General features: G+C 69.4%; 22 protein-coding genes. 12 read left to right on the top strand and 10 right to left on the bottom strand.

The features are described 5' to 3' along the window. Positions 1-128 precede the first annotated feature (128 nt). The 3 genes from QRN44_RS08775 to QRN44_RS08765 form a co-directional block, all read right to left on the bottom strand. Positions 129-1,103, bottom strand: a complete 975-nt coding sequence (locus QRN44_RS08775) for a metallophosphoesterase (RefSeq protein WP_285038896.1) — start codon at positions 1,101-1,103, stop codon at positions 129-131. A gap of 148 nt (positions 1,104-1,251) precedes the next feature. Beyond that, positions 1,252-3,804 (bottom strand): transglycosylase domain-containing protein, encoded by a 2,553-nt coding sequence (locus QRN44_RS08770; RefSeq protein ID WP_121293944.1) that lies wholly within the window; start codon positions 3,802-3,804, stop codon positions 1,252-1,254. A 121-nt stretch (positions 3,805-3,925) separates the two neighbouring features. Further along, complete coding sequence (locus tag QRN44_RS08765; RefSeq protein ID WP_285038895.1) at positions 3,926-6,265, bottom strand: transglycosylase domain-containing protein; 2,340 nt, start codon at positions 6,263-6,265, stop codon at positions 3,926-3,928. A gap of 108 nt (positions 6,266-6,373) precedes the next feature. Between QRN44_RS08765 and sp36 the strand changes: the two genes are divergently transcribed. Both sp36 and QRN44_RS08755 read left to right on the top strand, forming a co-directional pair. Beyond that, the gene (gene sp36, locus QRN44_RS08760; RefSeq protein ID WP_162852301.1) at positions 6,374-6,529 is read left to right on the top strand and encodes a Sp36 family protein; all 156 of its coding nucleotides are present in this window, start codon (positions 6,374-6,376) and stop codon (positions 6,527-6,529) included. Positions 6,530-6,552: 23 nt separating this feature from the next. Beyond that, positions 6,553-7,023: a RidA family protein gene (locus tag QRN44_RS08755; RefSeq protein WP_175117467.1), complete on the top strand. Its 471-nt coding sequence runs from the start codon at positions 6,553-6,555 to the stop codon at positions 7,021-7,023. A gap of 75 nt (positions 7,024-7,098) precedes the next feature. On the opposite strand, the gene acs is transcribed toward QRN44_RS08755, so the two are convergent. Continuing rightward, positions 7,099-9,090: an acetate--CoA ligase gene (gene acs / locus QRN44_RS08750; protein ID WP_285038894.1), complete on the bottom strand. Its 1,992-nt coding sequence runs from the start codon at positions 9,088-9,090 to the stop codon at positions 7,099-7,101. A gap of 401 nt (positions 9,091-9,491) precedes the next feature. On the opposite strand from acs, the gene QRN44_RS08745 reads away from it, so the two are divergent. Beyond that, entirely contained in the window at positions 9,492-10,136 is a 645-nt protein-coding gene (locus tag QRN44_RS08745) for a SatD family protein (RefSeq protein WP_285038893.1), read from the top strand. Next, a complete protein-coding gene (locus QRN44_RS08740) occupies positions 10,133-10,930 on the top strand; it encodes a hypothetical protein (RefSeq protein ID WP_285038892.1) in 798 nt (265 codons plus the stop codon). Before QRN44_RS08745 ends, QRN44_RS08740 begins: the two co-directional genes overlap by 4 nt. Positions 10,931-10,973: 43 nt before the next feature. Here QRN44_RS08740 and QRN44_RS08735 read toward each other — a convergent pair whose 3' ends face one another. From QRN44_RS08735 to uriH, 3 genes are read right to left on the bottom strand one after another with little or no spacing between them, the layout of a single operon-like run. Then, positions 10,974-11,897 (bottom strand): ribokinase, encoded by a 924-nt coding sequence (locus QRN44_RS08735; RefSeq protein ID WP_285038891.1) that lies wholly within the window; start codon positions 11,895-11,897, stop codon positions 10,974-10,976. A gap of 10 nt (positions 11,898-11,907) precedes the next feature. Then, entirely contained in the window at positions 11,908-13,344 is a 1,437-nt protein-coding gene (gene uriT, locus QRN44_RS08730; RefSeq protein WP_502928635.1) for a uridine transporter UriT, read from the bottom strand. Continuing rightward, positions 13,341-14,288: a uridine-preferring nucleoside hydrolase UriH gene (gene uriH, locus QRN44_RS08725; RefSeq protein WP_079003118.1), complete on the bottom strand. Its 948-nt coding sequence runs from the start codon at positions 14,286-14,288 to the stop codon at positions 13,341-13,343. The genes uriT and uriH overlap by 4 nt, the downstream gene beginning before the upstream one ends. Before the next feature lie 150 nt (positions 14,289-14,438). On the opposite strand from uriH, the gene QRN44_RS08720 reads away from it, so the two are divergent. The 3 genes from QRN44_RS08720 (at position 14,439) to QRN44_RS08710 (ending at position 17,725) form a co-directional block, all read left to right on the top strand. Beyond that, positions 14,439-15,518 (top strand): LacI family DNA-binding transcriptional regulator, encoded by a 1,080-nt coding sequence (locus QRN44_RS08720; protein ID WP_350310092.1) that lies wholly within the window; start codon positions 14,439-14,441, stop codon positions 15,516-15,518. A gap of 111 nt (positions 15,519-15,629) precedes the next feature. Continuing rightward, positions 15,630-16,664: a TadA family conjugal transfer-associated ATPase gene (locus QRN44_RS08715; RefSeq protein ID WP_121293954.1), complete on the top strand. Its 1,035-nt coding sequence runs from the start codon at positions 15,630-15,632 to the stop codon at positions 16,662-16,664. Beyond that, complete coding sequence (locus tag QRN44_RS08710; protein ID WP_285038890.1) at positions 16,661-17,725, top strand: type II secretion system F family protein; 1,065 nt, start codon at positions 16,661-16,663, stop codon at positions 17,723-17,725. Before QRN44_RS08715 ends, QRN44_RS08710 begins: the two co-directional genes overlap by 4 nt. A gap of 46 nt (positions 17,726-17,771) precedes the next feature. On the opposite strand, the gene QRN44_RS08705 is transcribed toward QRN44_RS08710, so the two are convergent. Further along, on the bottom strand, positions 17,772-18,335 hold the full coding sequence (locus QRN44_RS08705) for a hypothetical protein (RefSeq protein ID WP_285038889.1): 564 nt from the start codon (positions 18,333-18,335) through the stop codon (positions 17,772-17,774). Beyond that, entirely contained in the window at positions 18,332-18,682 is a 351-nt protein-coding gene (locus QRN44_RS08700) for a PadR family transcriptional regulator (protein ID WP_079706884.1), read from the bottom strand. The genes QRN44_RS08705 and QRN44_RS08700 overlap by 4 nt, the downstream gene beginning before the upstream one ends. Before the next feature lie 175 nt (positions 18,683-18,857). On the opposite strand from QRN44_RS08700, the gene QRN44_RS08695 reads away from it, so the two are divergent. The 3 genes from QRN44_RS08695 to QRN44_RS08685 are packed head-to-tail and all read left to right on the top strand — an operon-like array spanning position 18,858 to position 19,846. Next, entirely contained in the window at positions 18,858-19,070 is a 213-nt protein-coding gene (locus QRN44_RS08695; protein WP_121293956.1) for a DUF4244 domain-containing protein, read from the top strand. 45 nt (positions 19,071-19,115) lie between these two features. Next, entirely contained in the window at positions 19,116-19,427 is a 312-nt protein-coding gene (locus QRN44_RS08690) for a TadE family type IV pilus minor pilin (RefSeq protein WP_285038887.1), read from the top strand. Beyond that, the gene (locus QRN44_RS08685; protein WP_285038886.1) at positions 19,424-19,846 is read left to right on the top strand and encodes an Rv3654c family TadE-like protein; all 423 of its coding nucleotides are present in this window, start codon (positions 19,424-19,426) and stop codon (positions 19,844-19,846) included. The genes QRN44_RS08690 and QRN44_RS08685 overlap by 4 nt, the downstream gene beginning before the upstream one ends. A gap of 19 nt (positions 19,847-19,865) precedes the next feature. On the opposite strand, the gene QRN44_RS08680 is transcribed toward QRN44_RS08685, so the two are convergent. Then, complete coding sequence (locus tag QRN44_RS08680; RefSeq protein WP_147427206.1) at positions 19,866-20,111, bottom strand: DUF8847 domain-containing protein; 246 nt, start codon at positions 20,109-20,111, stop codon at positions 19,866-19,868. A gap of 161 nt (positions 20,112-20,272) precedes the next feature. On the opposite strand from QRN44_RS08680, the gene topA reads away from it, so the two are divergent. Both topA and tmk read left to right on the top strand, forming a co-directional pair. Beyond that, entirely contained in the window at positions 20,273-23,128 is a 2,856-nt protein-coding gene (gene topA, locus QRN44_RS08675; protein ID WP_502928637.1) for a type I DNA topoisomerase, read from the top strand. Beyond that, a complete protein-coding gene (gene tmk / locus QRN44_RS08670; RefSeq protein WP_285038884.1) occupies positions 23,125-23,760 on the top strand; it encodes a dTMP kinase in 636 nt (211 codons plus the stop codon). The genes topA and tmk overlap by 4 nt, the downstream gene beginning before the upstream one ends. Positions 23,761-23,807: the final 47 nt, after the last annotated feature.

Genomic DNA, 23,807 nt, shown 5'->3' with positions numbered 1-23,807 from the left:
CCGCTACCCCGACAGCACAAGCCTGGTCAGACAAGAGATTGTCTGACCGGGCTTCTCTGTTTCTCGGGCTGGCGGTCCCTGAGGCGCATCGTCGGTCCCTGAGCCTGTCGAAGGGCAGTCCGGCCCGGTCAGACCACCGTGCGACGGGGGAGGAGCGTCACGAGCGACGCTTCCGGCCGGCAGGCGAAGCGCACGGGTGCATAGATGGACGTGCCGACACCCGCCGACACGTTCAGGTACGCCGATCGGAGGGCGTGGCGCCAGACGCTGAGCCCCTTCACCTGCTTGCGCGGGATGTCGCAGTTCGTCACGAGTGCCCCGTAGCCCGGCACACAGACCTGACCACCGTGGGTGTGACCCGCGAAGATGAACTGCGCACCCTGGGTCACGAAGGCGTCGAGCACCCGACGATACGGAGCGTGCATCACGCCCACCGTCACGGTGTGCGCCAGGGACGGGTCATCGGTCTCCAACGTCTCGGCGTCCAACCGCTCGTCGATGAGGGCCGTCAACGTGTCCAGACGGTCGAAGTGCTTGTGCGGGTCGTCGACGCCGAACAGGTCGAGGCGGGTCCCGCGGACCGAGATCTCACCGACCGCGTTGTTGAGGTCGATCCAGCCGAGTTCGTCCATGAAGAACCGCTCGAGCGCGCCCGTGTCGAGGGTGGTCGGTGAGACGTGCTTCGACGAGGTCTGCGTGAAGTACTTGAACGGGTTCTTCGCGGTCGGGCCGTAGTAGTCGTTCGAGCCGTGCACGAACGCGCCCGGAACCCCCGCGAACACCGACAGCGCAGCCCTGATCCCGTCGACGCCCTGCTCATGCCCCAGGTTGTCTCCGGTGTTGATCACGACGTCCGGCCGGAGATCGGCCAGCGACCGCAGCCAGGCCTGCTTCCGGCGCTGCCAGGGCGCCATGTGGAGGTCGGAGAGGTGCAGCACGGTGATCGGCTCGGCGTCGGGCGGGAGGACCGGAGCGGTCACCCTGCGCAGCGTGAAGGCGTTGCGCTCGATCACCGACGCGTACCCGAAGGTGAGGGCCCCGAGGCCTGCCACGACGGCCGCTGCCGTTCCGAGTCTGCCGCCGGTGCTCATGGGTGCCGCCATCGATCGTCTCCTCCTCGGTCGTCGAGTGGTGCCGACCGTCCCACGAGCGTACCCGCTGGCCCCTCCGAAGACGCCCGGAGCGCATCCGCGGGTACGACGAAGGGCCCGGTCGACATCCGACCGGGCCCTTCGTCATCGCGTCAAAGCGTCAACACTTGTCCTTCGTGATCGACACCGTGATCTTCGCGTCCTTCTTCGCCTGGGATCCGGCTGGCGGATCCACCCCGGTCACCTTCGTGCCCGTGGCCGCAGGGTCCGCGACGCACTTCTGACCCACGTTCGAGAACCCGGCACCCTGGATGGCCGCCTTCGCATCGTCGAAGCTGGCGGCAGCACTCACATCGGGGACGACGCCGACCAGGCCGTTGCTCGTGTAGACGGTGATGATCGAGCCCTTCGGGACCGTGCCGGCAGGGTTGGTGCTGGCAGCCTGACCCACGGGGAGGGCGGAGTCGGCGGCGCCGCCGTTCGCGAAGCCGAAGCCGGCATCCTCGAGGATCTTCTGTGCCTCCTCGATGGACTTCCCGGCGACGTCCGGCACCTGGACGGACTGGCCGTTGATGAGGGATGGATCCGGGTCGCCGAACGCTGTGCCGCCGTACTTGCCGTTGGCGACCTCCATGATGCGCGGCCAGATCGAGTGACGGAGGACCGCGACCTGCCCGGCATCGAAGTAGGTGCGTCGGAGGTTGACGTGGCCGGTGGCGTTGAAGACCCCGACGACGGTAGCCGCGGAGGTGCTCGCACCGCTCATCCAGGTGGCCTCGTTGTTGTCGGTCGTTCCGGTCTTGCCGATGAGCGGGATGCCGTCACCGATGCGCGATGCGCTCGTCGTACCACCGTTGAAGGTCGCCTGGAGAGCGACGTTCGCGGTCGCCGCGACGTTGGGCTCGAGGCCCTGGCGGCAGTTCGCCGCCGGAACGGGGATCTCCGTGCCGTCGGGCTTCACCACGCGGTCGATCGCGATCGGGTCGCAGGTCACGCCGCCGGATGCGAAGGTCGCGAAGGCCGTCGCCATGCTGAGCGGGGCGACCTCGTTCGTGCCGAGCACGGTGGCAGGGGACTGCAGGAGCGGCCCGCCGTCGGCGCGGTGCACGCCCATCGACTCGGCCGTCTTGCGGATGCCGCAGAGGTCGAGCTGCTTGGACATGGCGATGAAGCCGGTGTTGATGGAGGCCTTCGTGGACTGCAGCGCGGTGTAGTAGCCGCCGTTGCCGCCCTCGTCGTTACCGGGGTTCCAATCGGAGCCGGCGTAGACCGTGCCGCCGTCGGCGCAGGAGTCCTTGAACGTACCCCACGGCGATCGCTTGCGTCCGTCGACGCCCTCGTTCAGGCCGTGGCCCTCCTTGAGCCACTCGGCCAGGGTGAAGGTCTTGTACGTGGAGCCGGGCTGGAAACCGCTCGATCCGCCGTAGTCGTAGTCGGTGTTGTAGTTGACGCCGCTGAAGTTCGCTCCGGTCGCAGCGATCTCCGGATCGTTCGTGTAGTCCTTGTTCTGCGCCATCGCGAGGATCCGGCCGGTCTTCGGCTGGACCGTGACGGCGACCGCGCCGATGTCGAGCTGGTCGCTCGCGTGCGGGATGTACGCGTCGAGCGCGCTCTGTGCTGCCCACTGGAGGTCGAGGTCGAGCGTGGTGAACACGCTGTAGCCGCCACGGTTGAACGCCGCCCACCGCTCGTCCTCGGTCTCACCGAAGATCGGGTTGTTCTGGAACACGCGGGTGACGTAGTCGCAGAAGAACCCGGAGCCGGGGCTGATGTTCACGGCGGTCTGGCAACCCGTGCTGGCCGGCGTGATCGTGGGCGTGATCACGGTGGCGATGGCCACGTCGAACTGCTCCTGCGTGATCTTGCCCTCCTTGATCATCTGCTTGAGGACGTAATCGCGGCGGTCCTTCGTCAGCGCGTAGCCGTTGGCCGCGCCGTTGGTCTCACTCTCCGGGCGGTCGAGACGCAGCGTCTCGGGGTTGTTCACGATCGCCATCAGCGTCGCGGCCTGCTCGAGGTTGAGGTTCGCCGCGGTCGTGTTGAAGTAATAGTTCGCGGCGGCTTCGATGCCGTAGGTGCGACCACCGAACCCGGCGATGTTCAGGTAGCCCCGGAGGATGTCCTGCTTGCCATAGCGCTTCTCGAGGCCGATGGCCATGCGCATCTCCTTGAGCTTGCGCTCCGGAGTGGTCTTGGTGGCCTCGTCGTACGCGGCCTCCATCTTCTCCTTGTCGGTGATCGCCTCGGCCTTCTGCACGAGCACGTTCTTGACGTACTGCTGCGTGATCGACGAACCACCCTGGAGGTCGTTGCCGGACAGGCTGATCGCGGCCGCACGGATCGTTCCCGTGAGGTCGACACCGCCGTGCTCGTAGAAGCGCGGGTCCTCGGCCGAGACCGCCGCGTCCTTCACGAACTGGTTGATCTGGTCCCAACCGACCTCGATGCGGTTCTGCGTGTAGAACGACGCAAGCAGCTGCGGCGTACCGGCGCTGTCGGTCGCGTAGATGTTGGACTTCTGCGCCAGCTCGTCGAGGGCCAGGTAGTCGGGCAGACCGTCGAACACGTTGATCGTGCTGTTGGTCGCGATCCCCGTGACAGCGAGCGCCGGAGTGACCGTGGCGGTGACGAGGACGCCCGCGGCGACACTCAGACCGAGGAAGCCGAGGAAGCCGCCGAGCACACCGGTGGCCGTGCGATGTTGTTGAGGCATGGATCGATGCTAAGCGACAATCCTGAAAAAGGCCCGCTCAGGGCTGCGTTGAAACCCGATCGTTGCCGCCGGGCGACGCGACGCGGCTGTCGGTCGGCGTGCGACCGGCAGCCGCATCCGATCATCCGGGCGAGCCGTTCCCGTTCCCGTTCCCGGCTCCGCCGCCGTTCCCAGGGGCTGCGGGCCCGCCGTCCTCGCCGGTCCCATCGGTGTCCGCGCCGTCGCCCGGTGCCGGTGTCGGCGCCTCGCTCGGGGCCTGCGTCGGGTCGGCGGTGGGTGTCGGCGCGGGCGTCGAGTCCTCCTCGCTGCTGCCGGAACCGTCGCCCTGCAGCGTGGCTCGGTCGGCCTCAGGGAAGTCGCCGCCCGGGTACTTGGCGAGCGCGGCCGACATGACCTCCGGCCAGATGTAGTGCCGCATGGACGCGACCTGGGTGCCGTCGATGTAGGTGTCGCGGAGGTTGACGTGTCCGCTGACGTTGAAGGTGCCGACGACCGTCGCGACGGTCGTGCTCGCGCCACTCATCCAGGTCGCCTCGGCGTTGTCCGTGGTCCCCGTCTTGCCGATCAGCTCACCGACGCCGTCGGTGCGGGCGCCCGAGGCGGACGCGGTACCGCTCGACACGACGCCCTGGAGGACGTCGTCGGCCGCGGCCGCCACCTTCGCATCGACCGACTGGCGGCAGTTCGCGGAGGGGACCTCGGCAGTCGACCCGTCGGGCTTCGTGATCGAGTCGATCGCGATCGGGTCGCAGGTCTTGCCGCCGGCCGCGAGCGTCGCGAACGCGGTCGCCATGCTCAGCGGGGCGACCTCGTTCGTGCCGAGCACGGTCGCGGGGGAGTTGTTCAGTGGCGCGCCGTCGGCACGGTGCACGCCCATCGACTCGGCGGTCTTGCTGATGTCGCAGAGGTCGAGCTCCTGCGCCATCGCGATGAACGCGGTGTTGATCGACTGCTGGGTGGCACGTCTCACGGTGTAGGACCCTGATTCGCCCTCGTCGTTCCGCGGGCTCCACCCGGCCTCCGCCTGCTCCGTCCCACCCGGGACGCAACTGTTGGTGAAGGTGCCCCAGTCGGATCTGCGGTTCGCGTTGATCGACTCGTTGACGCCCTTGCCCGACTTCAGCCAGTCCGTCAGGGTGAAGATCTTGTACGTCGACCCGGGCTGGAAGCCGGCCGAGCCGCCGTAGGCCTGGTCGGTGTTGTAGTTGATGGCGCTGTAGTTGGAGCCCGTCGCGAGGACATCGGGATCCTGCGAGTAGTCCTTGTTCTGGGCCATGGCGAGGATCCGCCCGCTCCCGGGCTGCACGCTCACGGAGACGGCGCCGAGGTCGAGCTCGGTTGTGGTCTTCGGGACGTATTCGTCGATCGCCGCCTGCGAGGCGCTCTGGAGGTCGAGGTCGAGGGTCGTGAAGACGCTGTATCCGCCGCGCTTGAAGTTCGTCCACCGTTCGTCCTGTGTGGCACCGAAGATCTCGTTGTTCTGCAGCACGTTCGTCACGTAATCACAGAAGTAGGCGGAGGACCCGGCCGCGGAACAGCCGGTGACGGGCGGCACGATCGTCGGGGTGATCGGGATCGCCACGGCGGTGTCGTGCTGCTCCTTGGAGATCTTCTGCTCCTTGAGCATCTGGTCGAGGACGTAGTCCCGTCGCGTCTTCGTCAGGGCGTAGCCGTTGGCCGCGCCGTTGTCGGCGCTGTCGGGCTTGTCGATCCTGAGGTTCTCGGGGTTGTTGACGATCGCGAGCAGGGTCGCCGCCTGCTCCAGCGTGAGGTTCGCCGCCGTGGTGTTGAAGTAGTAGTTGGACGCCGCCTCGATCCCGTAGACGCGTCCGCCGAAACCGGAGATGTTGAGGTACCCGCGGAGGATGTCCTCCTTGCCGTACGTCTTCTCGAGACCGATCGCGAGTCGCATCTCCTTGAGCTTGCGCTCCGGGGTCGTCGCGGTCGCCTCCTCGTAGGCCGCGTCGCTCTCTTTCTTGTCGGGGATCGCCTCGGCCTTCTGCACCAGGACGTTCTTCACGTACTGCTGCGTGATGGAGGAGCCACCCTGCGTCGACCCGCCGGCGGCGTTGTTGACGACCGCGCGGACGGTGCCCGCGAGGTCGATGCCACCGTGTTCGAAGAAGCGCGGGTCCTCGGCCGAGACCGCGGCGTCCTTCGCGAACTGGGAGATCTGGTCCCAGCTGTCCTCGATCCGGTTCTGGTCGTAGAAGGAGGCGAGGAGCACCGGGTTGCCGGCGGAGTCCTTGGCGTAGATGCTCGACTTCTGGGCGAGTGAGTCGAGCTGCAGGTAGTCGGGGAGGCCGTCGAAGACGGAGATGCCCGTGGAGGTGGCGAGGCCGGTCATCGCGATGGCAGGGGTGACCGCGGCGGTGGCGAGCACACCGGCGGCGACGCTCAAGCCGACGAAGCCGAGGACGCTCTGCGCGACCGTCTTCGCGGGGGTACGTGGTTCAGGCATAGGATCGAAGGTAAGCGGGGAAACTGTGAGCGAGCTTCACTTGGGGCCCGCCATGAGCATCCCCTGCGCCTCCGCCTCTCCGTGCGGAGCGCCCGATCGAGGAGAGACATGACCCGCTGGGAGTACCTCACCACGCCGCTGATGATCCACAACACGGCAGCCATCCTGAACAACTGGGGCGGGGAGGGTTGGGAGCTCGTCCAGGTCGTCACCGGTCCGGAGGGTGGGCTCGTCGCCTACCTCAAGCGCCCCATCGCCGACTGACCCGACGTCCCGGAGGAACCCCCATGTCCCAGATCGCCGACCGACTCGCCGAGCTCGGTATCACCCTGCCCACCGTCGTCCCGCCCGTCGCCGCCTACATCCCCGCGGTGGTCTCCGGCGAGCACGTCTTCACCTCGGGCCAGCTGCCCATGACCGACGGCAAGCTCCCCGCCACCGGCAAGGTCGGTGAGGGCGACGGACTCGTCTCGCCCGCCGACGCCAAGTCCTACGCCCGGACGTGCGCGCTCAACGCGCTCGCCGCGGTGGAGAGCCAGATCGGTTCGCTCGACCGCGTCACCCGCATCGTGAAGGTCGTCGGCTTCGTCGCCTCCGACCCGGCGTTCACCGGCCAGCCCGGCGTCATCAACGGTGCGTCAGAGGTCCTCGGCGAGATCTTCGGCGACCTCGGCGTGCACGCCCGCTCCGCCGTCGGCGTCGCCGTGCTCCCGCTCGACTCGCCCGTCGAGGTGGAGCTCATCGTCGAGTTCGCGTAGCGCCTCCCGCGCCACATACACGAGAGCCGGACGGAATGACTGATTCCGTCCGGCTCTCGTGTTCGGAGCATCGATCTACGTGTTCTTCACCATCTTGTCGGTGATGATCTGCATGACCGTGGTGTCGGCGAGCGTCGTCGTGTCGCCCACCTCGCGGCCCTCGGCCACGTCGCGCAGGAGACGGCGCATGATCTTGCCCGAGCGCGTCTTCGGCAGTTCGTTCACGAGGTAGACCTCGCGGGGGCGGGCGATCGGACCGATCTGTTCGCCGACCCAGCTGCGGAGCGCGCCGGTGATGTCCGCGAGTCCGGACGCCTGCTCGAGGTGGGACTCTTTGATGATGACGAAGGCGACGACCGCCTGCCCGGTGGTCTCGTCGGCCGCACCGACCACGGCGGACTCGGCCACCATCTCGTTGGCGACGAGCGCCGACTCGATCTCAGCGGTGGAGAGTCGGTGCCCGGAGACGTTCATGACGTCGTCGACACGGCCGAGCAGCCAGACGTCGCGGTCCGAGTCGAGTCGGGCGCCGTCGCCGGCGAAGTAGAACGGGCCGCCCTCGACGTCCCAGAACTTCTCCCAGTAGGTCTCCTTGAACCGCTCGGGGTCGCCCCAGATGCCGCGGAGCATCGACGGCCAGGGCTCGGTCACGACGAGGAGTCCGCCGCCGCCGGCACCGACCGCGTCACCGGCGTCGTCGACCACGTCGATGGCGATGCCCGGGATCGGGACCTGCGCGCTACCGGGCTTCGTCGACGTGACACCGGGAAGGGCCGACACCATGATCGCCCCGGTCTCCGTCTGCCACCAGGTGTCGACGATCGGCGCGACCTTGTTGCCGATGATCTTGCGGTACCACATCCACGCCTCGGGGTTGATGGGCTCGCCCACCGAGCCGAGCAGGCGGAGCGACGACAGGTCGAACTGCTTCGGGATCTTCCGGCCGAGCTTCATGAAGGAGCGGATCGCCGTCGGAGCCGTGTAGAAGATGCTGACGCCGTACTTCTCGATGATCTCCCACCAGCGTCCCGGGTGCGGGGCGTCCGGTGTGCCCTCGTAGAGCACCTGCGTCGCGCCGTTCGCGAGGGGTCCGTAGGTGACGTAGCTGTGGCCCGTGATCCAACCGATGTCGGCTGTGCACCAGTACACGTCGGTCTCGGGGCGGAGGTCGAAGACGTTCTTGTGGGTGAACGCCGTCTGCGTCAGGTAGCCACCCGAGGTGTGCAGGATGCCCTTCGGCTTCCCGGTGGTGCCGGAGGTGTACAGGATGAAGAGCGGCTGCTCGGCGGGGAACGCCTGCGCGTCGTGCTCGGGTTCGGCGTCGGCGATGGCCTCATGCCACCAGAGGTCGCGTCCGGCCGTCCAGTCGACCTCGTTCTCGCCGCGACGGACGACGAGCACGTGATCCACGGTCGCCTGCTCGGGCAGCTCGCCGCGGCTCGCGAGCGCCGCGTCGACGGCGGGCTTGAGCGCGGAGACCTTGCCCTTGCGGTAGCCGCCGTCGGCGGTGATGACGAGCTTGGCCTCCGCGTCGTCGATGCGGGAGCGCAGGCTGTCCGCGCTGAACCCGCCGAAGACGACCGAGTGGACCGCGCCGATGCGCGCGACGGCGAGCATCGAGACGATCGCCTCCGGGATCATCGGCAGGTAGATGGCGACCCGGTCGCCGGCTTCGACGCCGAGGCTGGTGAACAGGTTGGCCGCGCGCTTGACCTCCGCCGTGAGTTCGGCGTAGGTGATGGTGCGGGTGTCGCCGGGCTCGCCCTCCCAGTGGAGGGCGACGCGGTCGCCGTTGCCGGCCTCGACGTGCCGGTCGAGGCAGTTGTAGGCGACGTTCAGCTCGCCGTCGTCGAACCAGGTCGCGAAGGGAGGGTTCGACCAGTCGAGGGTCTTCGTGAACGGCTTGCTCCACGTGAGCAGCTCGCGGGACTGCTCGGCCCAGAAGGCGAGCCGGTCACTCGACGCCCGCTCGTAGAGCTCGGCGCTGGCGATCGCCTGCGCGGCGAACTCCTCCGACGGTGGGAATCGTCGGTCTTCGTGCATCAGGCTGTCGATCTGCGTGCTCATCGTGTGTGTCTCGCTCCCTTGCGAATCCGCGTTCCTGACCCGACCTGCCGAGGCGGGTCGAGTCCGTGCCATGCACGAGCGTAGCGCGTTCTCCGTTGCGGATTTGTCACTCATCCGAACAAATTCTCGGGCCCAGTCTGTGAATGATCTGGGCATGGTAGGGAAACCACTCGATCTGGGGTCGTCTGAGTGCTTGTGTTCCCCGTTCACTGGCGTACACTTGGACCCGGCCGAATACACATTCGTGCATGCAGTGCCAGCGATTCCCCCCAATCCGGCACTGTAGAGGCGGCACCCATTCCCCCCAATGGGTGCCGCCTTCTTCCGTCTCCGGCGTCGGTGGCAGGTGAGTATTCGATTATTGCTTATAGTTCTGCCACTATCAGCTCTATGCTTCTGAGATGACCGATCTCCTCCTGGCCGTCGTCGTCGACATCGTCGGTTCCCGCCGTCTCGACGACCGCACCCGAGCTCAGCGCGCGATCCAGGACGTCTTCCTCCAGGTGGAGGCCACCTGGCCCGCCGAGCAGCCGCTGCGTCCCACGGTCGGCGACGAGTTCCAGGTCGTGTACGCGGACGTCGCGACCGCACTGCGAGCCACCACCCTCGCGCGACTGCTGTTCCCCGCGGAGGTCGATTGCCGGTTCGGCCTCGGCTGGGGCGAGGTCACGGACATCGACGCCGGGCAGGAGGCCCGCATTCAGGACGGTTCCGCCTGGTGGCGGGCCCGAGCCGCCATCGACGAGGCGCATCGGCGAGAGGACAAACGTCAGCCGTACCTGCGATCGTGGTTCGAGGGCGAAGCGCCCCAGGACGGAGACGCCATCGTGAACGCACTCCTCACCCTGCGCGACCACACGATCGATCAGATGCGGAACCCCCGACAGCGACAGCTCGCCGCGGGCGCGCTCCTCGGCCGATCGCAGGAGTCGATGGCTGCCCAAGCCGGCATCTCGCAGTCCGCGGTGTCGCAGAACCTGCAACGATCGGGCGGTGCCGCGCTCGTCTCGGCCCTCGACCTGCTCGCCGGATCGCCGGCCCGATGATCACGGCCGTCCTGCTGCTCATGATCGGGGGCGCCGACCTCTGTCGAGGTGTGGTCCGCGGCCCGCGCTGGTCCCCGGTGATCGGGCTGGTGGTGGTCTGGCTGTTCGCCGTGCTGGGCCTCGGGCTCGACTGGTGGTGGCCGACGCTGACCGGCCTCGTCGCCCTCGGATGGATCGTGGCCATGCCGTCCTCGGACGCGTCACGACCGCGCGGGTTCTGGCCCGTGCTCCTGCTCGGTCTCCTCGTCGTCGTCTCCACGCTCGTGTTCGGGGCGGGCGGGACCGCCGACAGCCCCGCTGCACAGGTCTACGCGGGCTTCGACCTCGGCGTGCTGCAGGAGGTGCCCCTGGTTCTCGCCGTCGCAGCCGGGTCGACGCTCGTCTTCCTCACGCGGAGCAGCAACCTCATCGTGCGGGCGTCACTGCGCCGCGCGCGTGAGGACGACGAGCCGCAACCGACCGCGGCACCCGCCTCCGCCTGGACGGTCATGATCCGCGGACGCGAGTTGGGGAGCGTCGAGCAGAGCGCCACGCCGCGGCGTCCGACGACACAGCTGCTCGGTGGCCGACTCATCGGCCCGCTCGAACGCGTCTTCATCGTCGTCCTCGCACTGAGCGGCACCGGCATGGTGATCGCCGCCCTCGTCGCTGCGAAGGGCATCGTGCGCTTCCCGGAGATATCCGAGGATCGCGGGGTCGGCGGCAAGGCGGAGGAGTTCCTCGTCGGCAGCTTCACGAGCTGGGCGATCGCTGCTGCCGCGGTGCTCTACCTCTGGGTGATCGCCGCCGGCTGAGGCGACACGGGGTCCCGCGTCGGTTCACGCGGGACCCCGTGTCTCATCCCTGCTCGAGGAACGCCGCGAGCTGTTCCTGATCGGGGTACGACGCCTGGGCGCCGGCCCCGGTCGCCGCGTAGCTGCCGACGGTCGAGGCGAATCGAGCCGCGTCGACGAGCTCGTCGCCGGCAGCGAGTCGCAGCGCGAGGGCACCCATGAACGCGTCGCCGCAGCCGGTGGTGTCGACGGCGTCCACCGTCGGCGACGGAACCGGTGTCGGGGCGGCCTCGCCGTCGATCACGACACTGCCCGCGGCCCCGGTCGTGACGACGGCTCGTCGGACGCCGTGGCTGCGCAGCGCCGTTGCGGTCGCCTCCCACCCGGCCTCCTCCGGGTCGACCCCGGCGAGATCGGCGGCCTCGTGCTCGTTCACGAGGAGGACGCCGGTCGCCTGGAGGAGCTCCTCCGGCACCGGACCGTAGGGGGAGAGGTTGAGGAGCACGAGCGCGCCGGCCGCAGCGCCCCGCCGGGCCGTCTCGAGCACGGTGTCGATGGGTACCTCGAGGCACAGGCAGACGACGCCGGCACCGTCGAGCGCCGTCCACGCCTCGCCGATCCGGTCGGGCGTGAGGGTGCCGTTCGCCCCGGGCGACACGATGATCGTGTTCTCCCCGGCGTCGTCGACGGTGATCACCGCGGTGCCGGTCGCGACGTCGTCACGTCGGGCGATCCGGGTGACGTCCACTCCCGAGCTCGAGAGCGACTCGAGCAGGAGCGACCCGTGCGCGTCGTCGCCGACCGCGCCGATCATGGTGACGTCGCCGCCGAGTCTGCCCGCGGCGACCGCCTGGTTGGCGCCCTTGCCGCCGGGGATGACGGCGAGTTCGGATCCCGTGAGCGTCTCCCCGGGCTGCGGGAAGCGTGCCGTGCGGACGACGAGGTCCGCGTTCAAGGACCCGACGACGACGATGCGTGGACTCTGCATGGTGACCCTCCTAGGCTGCCGAGGCGGTCTCGGCCGGACGGACCTCGGCGCCGGCGGGCTTCGGGATGAGGAACGACACCAGCAGGGCGACCGCGGTGATGCCCGCGCCGACCAGCATGGCACTCGTGTACCCGGCCGTCGACGTCCCTCCGGCGGGTGCGACGGCGATCTGGACGGCGGGGAGGACGACGAAGCTGAGGCCGGCGCCCAGGTTGAAGGCGCCCGCGTTCAGTCCGGGCAGGAAGCCCGGGTTCTCCTTCGGCGACAGGACGATGCCGAGCCCGTTCAGCATGATGTTGCCGATGCCCGCGTAGGTCGCACCGATCAGGACGGTCGTCGCGATGAGGACGGGGAGCGAGTGCACGCCGACGAGCGCCATGATGACGATCGAGACGATGCTGCCGATGAGACCGATGCGGAGCACGTTCAGGTAGCCGAGCGTTGGCGCGAGACGACCGGCGAACGGGCCGACGAGCCAGCCGACGAGGGCGTACGGCGTCAGGAACGCGAGCGAGGCGAGGTCGGCCTCCATGCTGAAGCCCGCGTCGGCGTTCTGCGCGATCGAGGTGACGAGGCCGTTGGCGACGGCGAAGACCCCGGTCATCGTGAGCAGCGTCGTGAGCAGGAGTGCCCAGGTGCTGCGCTGGCGGAGGTACTTCGTGGCGACCAGTGGCTCGGCGACGCGGTTCTCGACGGTCCAGAAGATCGCGAATGCGACGAGGGCGACGACGATGAACCCGCCGACGAGCAACCAGTTCGCCGCCGCGAGCTTGCCGGCCTCGTTGAACGCGGTGAGCAGTGCGGCGATCGACACGACGAGCGGGAGCACGCCCCACCAGTCCATCCTCGTGCCCTTCGAGGGCTGCGAGTTCGCGGCCCACAGGACGACGAACACGATCGCGACGGCTGCGACGACGGCCATGGTCCAGAAGACGGATCGGAAGCCGTGGTTCGTGACGAGCCATCCGCCGGCGAGCGCGTCGATCCCGGCGATGCCGCCGTTGACCGCGGTGATGAGGCCCATCATGGCGCCGTACCGCTTCGGGTCAGTGACCTCGGCGCGCAGCATGAGCAGGGTGATGGGCACGACCGGCCCGGACACGCCCTGGATGATGCGGCCGACGAACAGCATCTCGACGTTCACGGCGAGGGCCGCGACGACGGTGCCGACGAGCATGATGACGAGCATGCCCGTCAGGACGCGCTTCCGGCCGACGATGTCGCTGAGGCGGGGGAGGAAGACCGAGAACAACGCCGCCGTGGTGAAGAACATGGTCTGCGAGAGGCCGATGGTGGCGTCGTCGGTCTGCAGTTCGCGCGCCATGCTGACGAGCGCGGGGCTCAGCATGCTGGCGTTCAACTGGAACGCGACGCAGGCGGCGAGCAACGCCGTCATGAGGGCGCCGATGCGGACGGCGGGCCTCGTGGAGTTCAGGAGGTCGCTCACAGTTCGATCTCCCCGATGTTCTCGAGGGCGTCGGTGACCAGGCCCCAGAAGCGTGCGTGGTCGAGCTCGGTCGCGGCCCAGGTGCTGCAGTCGTCCGGAGCCGGGCTGCGGAAGTCGGCGACCGTCATGCCGAGGGTGAGCGTGCCCGTGAGTTCGATGTCGATCGGTACCTTGACGGTCCGCACGATCGTCGGGTCGATCACGTAGGCGACGGCGCACGGGTCGTGCACGGGCGGGCTGTCGAAGCCCTGCGCGTCCTTGTAGGTGGTGCCGAAGAACTCGAGCAGCTCCTCGACGAAGCGTGCCGGGCCGGTGCCGATCGCGGCGATCCGCTCGACGACCTCCGGGGTGGCGAGGGCCTGGTGCGTGAGGTCGAGGCCGACCATGACGACGGGCCAGCTCTCGTTGAAGACGATGTGCGCGGCCTCGGGGTCGATCTTGATGTTGAACTCGGCCACCGCCGACCAGTTGCCGACGTGGTAGCCGCCGCCCATGAGGACGACCTCCTTGACCCGCTCCACGATGCGCGGTTCCTTGCGGGCTGCGAGGGCGATGTTCGTCAGGCCGCCGGTCGGGACGAGGGTGATCTCGCCCGGTTCGTGCGACATGACGAGGTCGATGATGAGGTCGATGGCGTGCCGGTCGTCGAGGGCGATCGCCGGTTCGGGCAGGACGGGGCCGTCCATGCCCGATTCGCCGTGGATGTCGGGCGCGTTCTCGAGCGGGCGTACGAGCGGGCGGTCGGCACCGGCGGCGAACGGCACGTCGGTGATCCCGGCGATGCGGGCGACGGCGAGGGCGTTCCGGGTGACCTTCGGGAGCGTCTGGTTGCCGACGACGGTCGTGACGGCCAGCAGCTCGATCTCGGGGTTGCCGTGTGCCAGGAGGATGGCGATCGCGTCGTCGTGGCCTGGGTCGCAGTCGAGGATGATCTTGCGGGGCATGGTTCTCCACATCGTTGGGGTGCTGGGGGAGCGGGCGACACAGCACGTAAAGCGCTTCAGGTCTGCCGGAGGCAGCTTACGTCAAGCGCTTTAGGTTCGCCAAACCGGGTCGTTCGGACCAGGGTTCCGCGGCCCCGATACGATCGACTGGTGCCCCTCGAACCGAACGATCCCCGGCCACGTGCCGCCCGTCGCGTGACGGCGGCGATGGTGGCGGAGCGGGCCGGGACGTCGGTCGCGACCGTGTCCCTCGTAGCCAACGGCAAGGAGGCCGGTCACGTGTCGGCACAGAACGCCGAACGGGTGCGCCAGGCGATCGCGGAGCTCGGCTACGTCGTCGACCACGCCGCGCGGGCGCTCGCGAGCGGGTCGAGCAACCTGGTCGTCTTCGTGACGCCGGATGCCTCGAACCCCTACTTCGGTGCGGTGATCCGCGGGCTCAGGGCCGGCCTCGGCGACGCGTACCAGCTGCTCGTCTCAGTGACCGGGGAGGGCGACGTGCCCACGGCGGCGGCGCTCGGCCGACTGGCGGCCCTCCGACCGGCCGGGGTCGTGGTCGACGCGCCGAGCGAGGCCTTCCTCGAGGAGCTCCGGCTGGACGCCGCGCTCGTGTTGCTCGACGCACCCCGCCTCCCGATGACGACGGCGGAGGCCGCGTCCGGTGGCGTCGCCGCCGACCGACGCGCCGTCTCCGTCGACTTCGACCTCCTCGGCGGTGTCCGCGCGCTCCTCGACCACCTCCACGTCCTGGGTCACCGTCAGCTCGGGTACCTCGGTGGGCGCACCGCGACGGACACGTTCCTTCTGCGTCGACTGCTGCTCGAGCGCGAGGCCGCCGTGCGCGGGATGCGCGTGCACGCCGACGATCGCGCGGAGAGCATCATCGACCTCGAAGCGGCGGCCGAGGCGTTCGTCGACAGCTGGCCGCGGTGGCGCGACGCCGGGGTGACCGCGTTGGTCTGCGCGACCGACACGCACGCGTACGGGGTGCTGCAGTCGGCGCGGGCGATGGGCATGCCGGTACCGGGTGAGCTCGCGGTGGTCGGGTTCGACGACCTGGCGTCGTCGGTCGTGAGCGACCCGCCGTTGACGAGTGTGCGGTTGCCCGGTGAGGCGCTCGGTCGCGCGGGCGCCGAGCAACTCCTCGCCCGGATCGAGGGTCGGACGGTGGCACCCGCCCCGGTGATCGCGGCGGACCTCGTCATCCGCGCCTCGACGATCGGTCGCTGAGGCGCACTGAGGTTCGCCGACGACGCTCCACAAGCGAGGCCGGTCTCGTGAGCTTGCGAGGTCAGCGCCTCCGCGCCTCGGGGGTCGAGCCTGGGCTTCTACGCTCGCCGCATGTCCGATCGATTCGTCGTCTCCGTCCCGCCCGAGGCCGCCCCGCCCGATCCGCCGGAGGCGGCGGTCGACGCCGAGCCCGCGCGAGCAGGCGAGTCGCGCGGTGTCACGGCGCTCGCCGACTTCGGCGCGCTCGCGCCCTACCTCGCCGATCCTGGGGTCACCGACCTCTTCGTCAACGGCTCGTCCGGCCTCTGGCTCGACCACGGTGCCGGGCTCGTCCGGGAGGCGGGATGGCGCTCCGATGAGGCGACCATCCGCGCGCTCGCGGTGCGCCTGGTCGCGAGAGGTGGGCGGCACGTCGACGAGGCGACGCCGTGCGTCGACGTGCGTCTGCAGGACGGGGTGCGGGTCCACGTGGTCCTCCCGCCGGTGTCGACGCGAGGGACGCTCCTGTCCATCCGGGTGCCACGGGACGAAGCGTTGGGGTTCGATGCGCTGCAGGCCTCCGGGATGTTCCCGGCGACGGTCGCCGAGCTGCTGCGCGACGCCGTCGCGGCCCGGACGAACATCCTCATCACCGGTGCGGGCGGCTCCGGGAAGACGACGCTCCTCGGCGCCCTGCTCGGCCTCGCCTCGCCCGCCGAGCGGCTCGTCGTGATCGAGGACGTCGCGGAGCTGCGGATCCTCCACCCGCATGTCGTCGCACTCCAGTCGCGCCAGGCCAACCTGGAGGGGGCCGGCGGTATCGACCTCGAACGCCTCCTGCGCGAGGCGCTCCGCATGCGTCCCGACCGGCTCGTCCTCGGCGAGTGCCGGGGGCCCGAGGTGCGTGAGCTGCTGTCGGCGCTCAACACCGGGCACGACGGCGGTGCAGGCACCCTCCACGCGAACTCCGTGACCGACGTGCCCGCCCGTTTGGAAGCGCTCGGTGCGCTCGCCGGCATGAGTCAGGAGGCTGTGGCCCGTCAGGCGACGAGCGCGATCGGACTCATCGTGCACCTGGCACGGCTCCCGGTCGGACGGCAGGTGGTGGCGGTCGGTCGCCTCCTGATCGACGAACACGACCGCCTCTCCGTCGAGGAGTTGCCGTGACCCGGCTGCGGGTCCTGCGGCGGGTGCTCGCGGCGCTTCCCGGCGCGGCTCCGCCCGATGACGACGGTCCCGCCCGCGTGGCGCGCACCACCCGTCGTCTGGCCGTACTGCTGGGTGCCGGTGTCGCACCCGGCAGCGCCTGGAGGCATCTCGCCCTGGAAGCCGACGCCGATGCGCGAACGCGATCAGCATCGGTGTCCGTCGGCCTCGCGGCGGATGGACCGGACGACGAAGCCGGCCCGACGAACGATCATCGGGCCGACGCGGCGGTGCTGTCAGCGGTGGCCGATGCTGCAGCGCACGGCGGCGACCTGCCGGCGGCGATCGCCGCCATCGCTGATCAGGAGACGGGTGCCGGCGCGCGCACGGCCTGGGCGGGCCTGGCCGCCGCTTGGCAGGTCGCTGCCATCAGCGGCGCGCCGCTCGGCGTCTGTCTGCGCGACCTCGCCGGGTCGCTCCGCGAGTTGGACCGCATCGGTCGCGACGTCGGCACGGCGCTCGCCGGACCGTCCGCGACGGCGAGGCTGGTGCTCTGGTTGCCGCTCGTCGCCGTCCTCCTCGGGATGGCCCTCGGCTTCGACACGCTGCGGACGCTCTTCGCGACACCTCCCGGACTCTGTTGTCTCGCGGCCGGTGTGGTGTTCCTCATCGTCGGTGCGCGCTGGAGTTCGGCGCTCAGTGCACGGGCGGCCAGGCGCGACCCCGCGCCGGGGTTGTCGCTCGACCTCGTCGCGGTGGCGATGGCGGGTGGGGGAGCGGCGCCGGCGGCCCGATCGATCGTCGAGGAGGCGTGCGAGCGGTTCGCCGTCCCTTACGACGGTGCCACGATCACGAGTGTCCTCGCGCTGTCTGCCCGAGCGGGCATCCCGGCCGGAGAGTTGCTCCGCAGCGAGGCGGAGCAGCAGCGTGACCAGGCGCGTTCGGACGGCGAGCGGGCTGCAGCGATCCTGGCGACCCGCCTCATGATCCCGCTCGGAATCTGCATCCTGCCGGCGTTCCTCCTCGTCGGTGTGGCTCCGCTCCTGCTCAGCGTCGTCACCTCGACGACGCTCGGCTTCTGACCGACTGTTCGACGCCGACCCGCCTTGCTGCAGCGGCGTTGCCGCGTCAGCCGCGGGAGCGTGGCAGTGCGCGCCAGCAGCGTGCTCCGACGAGCACGGCGACGGTGATGATCACGATCGGCACGAGGATCCACGCGACGTCGCCGGACCAGCCGACGCCGATGCCGTCCTCGTTGGCGAAGGCGAGCACGTCGACGAAGAAGAACCGCGCGTGCGCTTCATCGAGTGTCGACTGCTCGACCACCGCGAGCATCCCGAGGGTGAACAGGGCGAACGAGAACCAGTAGGCGAGGATCGCGACGCCGCCCCAGATGACCCCGATCGACCAGGTCGGCCGCAACCGGGCCGGGTCGTCGGCGTAGCGGGCGGCCAGAGCGCGTGGTGAGCCGAGGTCGGCCAGCGCGATCGTCATCGGTCGCCGATCGACCGAGAGTTCGTCTCGGAGTGAACGGATGATCGAGCGGCGTTCCCGCCCCGTGACCACGGCCTCCAGGTGCCAGTCGAGGCGCTGCAGGTACGAGTCGCGTCGCCAGCGGTCCGCGAGGCTCAATCCACGGGCAGCGCGCTCGGCGAGCAGGTCATCGGCCGTCGGGTGCTTCTGGTCGATCATGCTGATGCTCCTTCAGGGTCGATTCCTCGTTCGGCGATGTCGGTCATCGCCCTCCAGCGGGCGATGGCGTCGAGCCTCGCCGCGTCTCCTCGTTCGGTGATCGCGTAGTACTTCCGTGCTGGGCCGCCCGAGGAGGCGACCCGACGCGCGGTCACCAGTCCGTCGCGTTCGAACCGGCTGAGGACCGGATACACGACGCCGGTCGCCAGATCGGCCAGACCGAGGGCTCGGAGACGTTCGACCAGCTCGTACCCGTAGGTCTCACCGCGGTGCACGGTGGACAGGATGAGCATCGGCAACACGCCCCGGAGGAGTTGCGAGTCGCGCGCCGCCAGCTGTTCATCCATGACTATTACTCAAGCATGAATAGCGGTCGGGTGCAAGGCGAGATCGCTCCACAACCGGCCGGCCGAGGCGGCCCGTCGCCGACGTCGGCTCCGCTCGCGCGTCGCTGGACGCGTTCGCCGAACATGGAGGTGTTCGTGCCACGAGCGCAGCACTCCGGTGCGGGGAAGGAACATCATGATCACGATCGGTCGTCGAGTCGAGCAGCGTGTCACGCGCGAGGTGCGGCGCGTCCTGCAGGACGAACGGGGGTCCGCCACGGCGGAGTACGCGGTGGCCACGATGGCGGCCGTCGGCTTCGCAGGTCTCCTGGTCGCCATCCTTCGCGGAGACGAGGTGCGGGGCATCCTCACCGACCTCATCCGACGAGCCCTAACGGCGAACGGCTGAGCCGTGCGACTGAGTGTGCCGACATGCCGTTCGGAGGATGGCGCGGTGACGGCGGAGTTCGCGGTCGTCGTCCCGGCCGTCGTCCTCGTGCTGGCGATGGGGCTCTCGGCGGTGCAGGTGGGGCTGACCCAGCTCCGCGCGACCGACGCGGCTGCGGACGCCGCCCGGAGTCTGGGGCGAGGCGACGACGCCGGGACCGCGGCGGGTCGAGTCGAGCGCGTCCTGCCGGGGGCGACCATGACGAGTGGGGCGGAAGGCGACCTCGTCTGCGTGCGGGTCGACGCCGTCGGCGGATCCGGCCTGGCCGGCATCGTCCCGGTATCGGCCTCCTCGTGCGCCATGGGTGGCGGCCGGTGAACGTGCAGCTGCGCCGTATCGCCCTCCGCGCGACGGAAGGCCTGCACGACGAGACCGGAGCCGGGTCGGTCCTGGCGGCAGGCGTCCTCGGAGCCCTGATCGCCGTCCTCCTGGCGACACTGCCCGTGGTGACGCTCTTCGCCGCTCATCAGCGAGCGGCGAACGCGGCCGACGCAGCCGCGTTGGCGGCAGCCGACACCGCGTCCGGCAGGCTCCCAGGCTTCCCCTGCGAAACTGCTCGCATGGTCGCGGCGCGCAATGCGGCGTCGCTCGGCACCTGCAGCGTGGAGGGCCTCACGGTCCTCGTCGACGCCACTGTCGACACGGCCTTCGGCGCCATCACGGTCGCCGCGAGAGCCGGACCGCCTCCTGAGGCGTCCGGCGCCGTCGCCGGGGTGCCCGTGACCGCCACCTATTAAGAGGTAGCGGTGCGACCGGTCAGTCCTGACCGGAGCCGGTCGTGAAGACCGCCTCCAGGAAGCGGTAGTCGACCGCGCTCGGGGCGCCGGAGTCGTCGTACTCCTCACCGGTCGTCCGGGCGTACCGGTAGACCTTGCCGGCGGTACCGCTCGGGACGTCGACAGTGGGCGTCGGTGATCCATGGTCGCTGAGTCGGGCGCTGATCGTCTTGCCCTCCAGTGGACCGTCGGTCAACTTCACGGTGTAACTCGTCTGGGTACTCATGGCAGACATTCTGCTCCGAACGCCGCAGAACGCAAGGGGTTGGACACGCGCGTGGCCGCCCCACGATTGGACAAGCCTGCTGTGCACGTGTGTATGGTGTGCCTGATGGAAGGAGCCTCGTGGCAGGCAAGAAACTCGTGATCGTAGAGTCACCGACCAAGATGAAGTCGATCGCCGGATACCTCGGTGACGACTACGAGGTGCTGTCCTCGGTCGGTCACATCCGCGACCTCATCGAGCCGAAGAACCTTCCCGCCGAGCTCAAGAAGGGCTCGCTCGGCAAGTTCTCGGTCGACGTCGACAACGGCTTCGAGCCGTACTACGTCGTCTCCGACGCGAAGAAGAAGACCGTCGCGGACCTCAAGCGCGCACTCAAGAACGCCGACGAACTCCTCCTCGCGACTGATGAGGACCGCGAAGGCGAAGCCATCGCGTGGCACCTCCTGCAGGTCCTGCAGCCCAAGGTCCCCGTCAGCCGCATGGTCTTCCACGAGATCACCAAGGACGCCATCCTCGCCGCGAAGGACAAGACGCGGCCCCTCGACACCGACCTCGTCGACGCCCAGGAGACCCGCCGGATCCTCGACCGTCTCTACGGGTACGAGATCTCGCCCGTGCTCTGGCGCAAGGTCGGCCCCGGACTGAGCGCCGGACGCGTGCAGTCCGCCGCCACCCGACTCGTCGTCGACCGGGAGCGCGAGCGCCTCGCCTTCCGCGCCGCCTCCTACTGGGACGTCATCGCCCGCTTCCTCCCCGAAGCCGACGCCACCGGAGCGCCCTTCACCGCGCGCCTCGTCCGGCTCGACGGCGACCGCGTCGCCACCGGCCGCGACTTCGACGACCTCGGACAGCTCAAGGGCAGTGCCGTCCCGCTCGACGAACAGCGGGCCACGGCGCTCGCCGCAGCACTCGGGCAATCGAAGGCGACCGTCCTCTCCGTCGAGTCCAAGCCGTACTCCCGCCGTCCGGCGGCTCCCTTCACGACCTCCACGCTCCAGCAGGAGGCCGGTCGCAAGCTCCGGTTCTCCGCTCGCCAGACGATGAGTGTCGCGCAGTCGCTGTACGAGAACGGCTACATCACGTACATGCGTACCGACTCGCCGTCGTTGAGCAAGCAGGCGATCGACGCGGCTCGGAAACAGGCCGCTGCCCTCTACGGTGCTGAGACGGTGCCCGACAAGCCGCGCCTCTACAGCGGCAAGAGCAAGAACGCGCAGGAGGCGCACGAGGCGATCCGTCCCTCGGGCGACACGTTCCGCACGCCGTCCTCGCTCGCATCGACCCTCCGCGGGAACGACTTCAAGCTGTACGACCTGATCTGGAAGCGCACCGTCGCAAGCCAGATGGCCGACGCGAAGGGCTCCACGGCGACGATCACGCTCGAGTCGAAGACCGAGGTCGGCCGCGCCGAGTTCACCGCCTCCGGCACCGTCATCACCTTCCGTGGCTTCCTCGCCGCCTACGAAGAGGGCCAGGACGAGGACCGCAACTCCCAGGACGACGCGTCCGAGGCGAAGTTGCCGCCCCTCACCGAAGGTCAGCAGCTCGGCATCGAGGACCCGGAGGCGAAGGGGCACGAGACCTCGCCGCCGCCGCGCTACACCGAGGCCAGCCTGGTGAAGCGGCTCGAGGAGCTCGGCATCGGCCGACCGTCCACCTTCGCGTCGATCATCTCCACGATCATCGACCGCGGCTACGTGACGCAGCGCGGCCAGGCGCTCATCCCCAGCTGGGTGGCGTTCAGCGTCGTCCGTCTCCTGGAGGAGTACTTCGAGGAGCTCGTCGAGTACGACTTCACCGCTGAGATGGAGAACGACCTCGACCGGATCGCCGGCGGCTCGGTCGACCGCGTCGACTGGCTCAAGGGCTTCTACTTCGGCGACGACTCGGGTCGCGGCCTGCGTCAGGTCATCGACAACCTCGGCGACATCGACGCCCGCCGCATCAACTCGATCGTCATCGACGACGGGGTCACGCTCCGCATCGGCAAGTACGGCCCGTACCTCGAGGTCACGCCCGACGGTCCGCCGCCGGCCGAGGGAGAGGAAGCCCCGACGCCGCGTCGGGTCAACCTGCCCGAGGACCTCGCGCCCGATGAACTGACGCCCGCGAAGGCGCACGAGCTCATCGACGCACCCGTCGTCGGCGATCGCGTCATCGGCGTGAACCCGACGACCGGTAAGGAGATCGTCGCGAAGGACGGACGCTTCGGCCCGTACATCACCGAGGTCGACCCGGAGCCCGAGGCGGAGCTCTCCGTCGACACGGCGACCGGCGAGGTGACCGAGCCGGCAGCGGGTGCCAAGAAGAAGGCTCCTGCCAAGAAGAAGGCGGCGGCGGAAAAGCCGCGCACCGCATCGCTCTTCAAGTCGATGGACCTCGCGACCATCGACCTCGAGACCGCGCTCAAGCTCCTCGACCTGCCGCGGGTCGTCGGCGCCGACCCCGAGTCGGGCGAGGAGATCCTCGCGCAGAACGGCCGCTACGGTCCGTACCTGAAGAAGGGCACCGACACCCGGTCGCTCACCTCCGAGGACGACATCTTCGCGGTCGACCTCGCCGGGGCCGTCGAGCTGTTCGCCCAGCCCAAGTACGGAGCCAGGAAGGCGTCGAGCGCCCTCAAGGAGTTCGAGGCCGACCCCGAGAGCGGGAAGCCGATCAAGATCAAGGACGGCCGCTTCGGCGCGTACGTGACGGACGGCGTGACCAACGCGACGATCCCTCGCGGCGAGCAGGTCGAGGACGTCGACTTCGAGCGAGCGGTCCAGCTCCTGGCGGACAAGCGTGCGAAGGGCCCGGCGAAGCCGAAGGCCGGTCGCAAGGCTCCCGCGAAGAAGGCTCCCGCAAAGAAGGCTCCGGCCAAGAAGACCCCCGCCGCGAAGACGGGGACCGCCAAGGCGACGGCCACGAAGTCCGCGTCGGCCACGTCGGCCGCCCGTTCGGAAGCGGCGAAGAAGGCTGCCGCGACGCGCGCCGCGAACAAGGCGGCTGCGGCGAAGGCCGACGCCGTCACGTGAGCGGGGGAGGACACCCTCGGGGCCTGTTCATCACCCTCGAGGGCGGTGACGGCGTCGGGAAGTCGACGCAGGCGCGGCTGTTGAGCGACTGGTTCGAGCAGCAGGGGCGGACGGTCGTCCGGACCCGCGAGCCGGGCGGCAGTGAGCTCGGTGTCGAGATCCGCGAGATCGTGTTGCATCACCGAGGCGACATCAGCCCGCGTGCCGAGGCCCTGCTCTACGCGGCGGACCGCGCACACCACATCGCCACCGTCGTGCGCCCGGCTCTCGCGAGGGGCGAGGTCGTCCTGCAGGACCGGTACCTGGACTCGTCGGTCGCCTATCAGGGCAGCGGACGCGTACTCGACGCCCGGCAGATCCGCGACATCTCGCTCTGGGCCGCCGAGGACCTCCTGCCCGACGTGACCGTCCTGCTCGACTTGGACGTCGCCGTAGCCCGCGGCCGTCTCGACAACGCCAACAAGCGGTTCGACCGGCTCGAGGCCGAGGCGCAGGACTTCCACACCCGGGTGCGGGAGTCGTTCCTCGCCCTCGCGGCCGCGGAGCCCGAGCGGTTCCTCGTCGTCGACGCCGCGCTCCCACCCGAGCGACTGGCCGCCGACATCCAGGCCCGCATCGCGCCGCTCCTCTGAGCGCACATCCTCCCGGTCTCTGAGCGCACATCCTCCCGGTCTCTGAG

This window comes from Plantibacter sp. lyk4-40-MEA-4, assembly GCF_030209415.1.
Lineage (GTDB): Bacteria > Actinomycetota > Actinomycetes > Actinomycetales > Microbacteriaceae > Plantibacter > Plantibacter flavus_A.
Note: the sequence above shows the minus strand (reverse complement) of the source record. Positions and strands in the feature narration are given on the sequence as shown.